Origin of the sequence: Mycobacterium sp., assembly GCF_035499775.1 — a bacterium.
In the GTDB taxonomy this organism is placed as follows: Bacteria; Actinomycetota; Actinomycetes; order Mycobacteriales; family Mycobacteriaceae; genus Mycobacterium.
This window is the reverse complement of record NZ_DATJYB010000236.1, coordinates 1-3,836: the sequence shown is the minus strand read 5'-3', so window position 1 is coordinate 3,836 and position 3,836 is coordinate 1. Positions and strand designations below refer to the sequence as shown.

At 65.9% G+C, this 3,836-nt stretch carries 4 protein-coding genes; 1 reads left to right on the top strand and 3 read right to left on the bottom strand.

The window, feature by feature from the left end; translation table 11 throughout:
• The coding region (locus VML93_RS15735; RefSeq protein ID WP_325611991.1) for a thiamine pyrophosphate-binding protein at positions 1–641 on the bottom strand (641 nt) is incomplete at its 3' end.
• A gap of 78 nt (positions 642–719) precedes the next feature.
• Here VML93_RS15735 and VML93_RS15730 point away from each other — a divergent pair.
• On the top strand, positions 720–2,096 hold the full coding sequence (locus VML93_RS15730) for an NADP-dependent succinic semialdehyde dehydrogenase (RefSeq protein ID WP_325611990.1): 1,377 nt from the start codon (positions 720–722) through the stop codon (positions 2,094–2,096).
• Between the two features lie 89 nt (positions 2,097–2,185).
• On the opposite strand, the gene VML93_RS15725 is transcribed toward VML93_RS15730, so the two are convergent.
• The gene (locus tag VML93_RS15725) at positions 2,186–3,124 is read right to left on the bottom strand and encodes a R2-like ligand-binding oxidase (RefSeq protein ID WP_325611989.1); all 939 of its coding nucleotides are present in this window, start codon (positions 3,122–3,124) and stop codon (positions 2,186–2,188) included.
• A complete protein-coding gene (locus VML93_RS15720; RefSeq protein ID WP_325611988.1) occupies positions 3,121–3,792 on the bottom strand; it encodes a TetR/AcrR family transcriptional regulator in 672 nt (223 codons plus the stop codon). Before VML93_RS15720 ends, VML93_RS15725 begins: the two co-directional genes overlap by 4 nt.
• Positions 3,793–3,836: the final 44 nt, after the last annotated feature.

The window sequence follows — 3,836 nt, the reverse complement described above, 5'->3', positions numbered from 1 at the left end:
CCGCGGGCGGCACCATGCCCGGCCAGCACCACCGGCCGTTTGGCCTCGCGCAGAATGTCCACGGCACGCGCCACCTGGCGGAACGCCGGCGCCTCGGCGCGGACAACGTTGCGCGGCAACGGTTTCAAACCGGGATAGTCGTCTTCATCGGCATCTATGTGCTCGGGCACCGCGAGATACACCGCCGCCGGACGCTCGGTCTCGGCGAGCTTGAACGCCTTGCGGAACATCTCTGGTATGGCCTGCACGGTCGGGACACCGGCGGCCCAGCGGGTGATCGGGGCGAACATCGACACCAGATCGACGTACTGGTGGGACTCCTTGAACTGGCGATCCTGGCCGACCTGCGCCGAGATCGCGACCATCGGCGTGCTGTTGGTGGTCGCATCGGCGACCCCGAGCTGCATGTTGATCGCGCCCGGCCCCAGGGTCGCCGACACCACCGCCGCGCGACCGGTGACCCGCCCGTACATCTCGGCCATGAACGCCGCCGCCTGCTCGTGCCGGGTCAGCACATAGCGGATGTCCGACGAGGCCAACGCCTGCACGAAACGGATGTTCTCCTCACCGGGCAGTCCGAAGACCACGGAGACACCCTCACTTTCCAGGCACTTGATCATCAGCTGAGCCGCTGTACTCATCCGCCACCTCCCTCCGGCCACGATAGTGGCAGGCTGGAGTCCGGCCGTTCACACACCAACCAACCCAAGGACGTCAGCGTGCCCATCGCCACGATTAACCCGGCCACCGGGGAGACAGTCAAGACCTTCACTGCAGCAACCAACGACGAAGTCGACGCAGCGATAGCCCGCGCTTACGAGCGCTTCCTCGACTACCGTCACAACACCACCTTCGCCCAGCGTGCCGAGTGGGCGAACAACACCGCGGACCTGCTCGAGGCCGAAGCGGACCAGACAGCCGCCATGATGACCCTCGAGATGGGTAAGACACTGAAGTCCGCCAAAGGAGAAGCGCTCAAGTGCGCCAAAGGTTTTCGCTACTATGCGGAGAACGCCGAAGCGCTGCTGGCCGACGAGCCGGCCGACGCCGGAAAGGTCGGCGCGAAAAGGGCCTACACCCGGTACCAGCCGCTGGGCGTCGTCCTGGCCGTGATGCCGTGGAACTTTCCGCTGTGGCAGGCCGTGCGGTTCGCCGCGCCGGCATTGATGGCGGGCAACGTGGGCCTGCTCAAGCACGCGTCGAACGTGCCGCAGTCGGCGCTCTACCTCTCTGACGTCATCGCCCGGGGCGGCTTCCCGGACGGGTGCTTCCAGACGCTGCTCGTCTCGGCCAGCGTCGTCGAGCGCATCCTGCGCGATCCGCGCGTCGCGGCGGCCACCCTGACCGGCAGCGAACCGGCCGGCCAATCGGTCGCCGCCATCGCCGGCGACGAGATCAAGCCGACCGTGCTGGAGCTCGGTGGCAGCGACCCGTTCATCGTGATGCCGTCCGCGGACCTCGACGAGGCTGTCAAGACCGCGGTCACCGCGCGGGTGCAGAACAACGGCCAGTCCTGCATCGCCGCAAAGCGGTTCATCGTCCACACCGACATCTACGACGCGTTCGTCGACAAGTTCGTCGAGCGGATGCAGGCGCTGAAGATCGGCGACCCGACCGACCCGGACACCGACGTGGGTCCGTTGGCGACCGAGTCGGGCCGCGACGAGATCGCACAGCAGGTCGACGACGCCGTCGCGGCGGGTGCCAAGGTTCGCGTCGGCGGCCAGCGCCTCGACCGCCCGGGGTGGTTCTACCCGCCGACGGTGGTCACCGACATCACCAAGGACATGGCGCTGTACACCGAAGAGGTCTTCGGCCCGGTCGCCTCGATGTACCGGGCCGAGAGCGTCGACGAAGCCATCGAGATCGCCAACGCCACGACCTTCGGGCTGGGGTCCAACGCGTGGACCAATGAAGAGGCCGAGCAGGAGCGCTTCATCGACGGCATCGAGGCGGGCCAGGTGTTCATCAACGGGATGACGGTGTCCTACCCGGAGTTGGGATTCGGCGGGGTCAAGCGCTCCGGCTACGGTCGCGAACTGGCGGCTATGGGCATCCGCGAGTTCTGCAACGCCAAGACCGTCTGGGTGGGCTAGATTCCCTGCGCGAGCAGACGCGGAATCGCACGAATCGCGCCGATTTTGTGCGATTCTGCGTCTGCTCGCCGTTAAACCGCAGCCGGCGGTTAAGCAGAAGCGGCGAGGACCTTCTCGTCTTCTTCGGCGAACGTGTCCTCCAGCTGCACCGGCGAGTAGTCGAGGTCGATCTCCGCGAGCGGTCGACCGCGGGCGCTGCTGATCGTGCCGAACCGCCGCATGCCCTTGTCGTTGGCGTAGTGCACGAACTCCTCTACCGTCAGGTCGAACGGCATCGGGTCGTAGAGGTTGAAGGCCTGCTCGGTGGCCTGCAATGCCAACGGGATGAGCTCGTTCATGCGCGTTTCGAACACCGTCCAATTGGCGTCGTCGGCGGCCACGTGGCGCCGACAGGTGAAGGTGCCCCACGCCATGTGGCGTCGCTCGTCGTCACCGATGCGCCGGACCAGCTGCTGCATGCCGGGCAGAATGCCGCGGTCCACACAGATCCGGTGCCAGGCAAAGTAACCGGTGAGGGCAAGCATGCCCTCGACGACGTGGTTATAGGTGACGGCGGCCCGGATCTGCGCAGCCGGCGAAGCATCGGTCCACAAAACGTCGAGGCAGGCCGGTAGCTCGTGGTAGAAGATCTGCCGGTATGCCGGAAGGTCATCGAGGAAGCAATGCAGATCGTCTTTGATGCCGACGGCATCCAGCCACAGCCGGAACACCTGCGTGTGTTTGGCCTCCTCGTAGGCGAACTGAGTCAGATACATCTCGTCCCCGAGGCGCCCCTCGGCCCGCATCGCCGACATGAACGGCTGGATATCCTCTACAACCGCTTCTTCTCCGGCGATGAACTGCGCGCACAACCGGGTGGCCAAGTGCCGTTCGTTATCTGCAAGCTTCTCCCAGTCCGCGCGGTCTCGGGAGAAGTCGATGTCCGCCGGATCCCAGGACTTCGCGTTGCCGCCGGCGAACAGCTTCAACGGCAAGCTGTCCCAGTTGAGTCCGCCCGCGACTATCGAGCCGGTACGTGTCCGTTTCATCTGACCTCCTGGGTTTTGCCAACGGGTATCGGGGCGAACGCGGCCTGCAGCACGGCGACGAGCCTGCGTACGGCCAGGGCCGGCTGCTCCGGCGTCGGCTCGTCGAGGCCCAGGACCGGGTCCAGACCGCGCACATACGGCGCCAACGCCAGATGCGGAAAGATCAGCAGCAGCAGTGACAGCATCGCGTCGATGTCGGCATCGTTGCGAAAGTCACCGCGCGCCTGTGCCTCGCGTACCAGGGGCCGCAGCACTTCCAGGTAGTGGCGGTGAATGACGGACCGCACACTGATGCGCGCGTCGGTGTCGACCTCGAGGGTCGCCGCGGCATGCAGCGCACGTTCGCGTGGGTGGTCGGCGAAGTAGGCGATCCAGGTGTCGAGCCAGTCGGTCAGGAATTCGAAGAACGGCCGGCTCGGGTCGAGCTCCTGGATTCGGGCCTCCATGTAGGACCGGACCCGCTGACTGCCGATATCGGCGATGAACGCGTAGAGGTCGCGTTTGTCGGCGAAGTATTGGAACAGGCTGCCTTTGGCGACTCCCGCACGCCGGGCGATGACGTTCAGGCTGCCGTTGGAAAACCCGTGCGCGCCGAATTCGGCTTCCGCGGCTTCCACCACCGCCGCGCGACGGGCCGGATCTACCCGTGCCCATGTCACCGTCGGCATTCGGCGCCTCCTCGCAGTGGATGACCACTGGTCATTCTACTGTG

Excerpts from the sequence above, each read along its gene's own strand:
- VML93_RS15725 (WP_325611989.1), bottom strand. The coding sequence starts at position 3,124 with ATGAAACGGACACGTACCGGCTCGATAGTCGCGGGCGGACTCAACTGG.
- VML93_RS15720 (WP_325611988.1), bottom strand. The coding sequence starts at position 3,792 with ATGCCGACGGTGACATGGGCACGGGTAGATCCGGCCCGTCGCGCGGCG.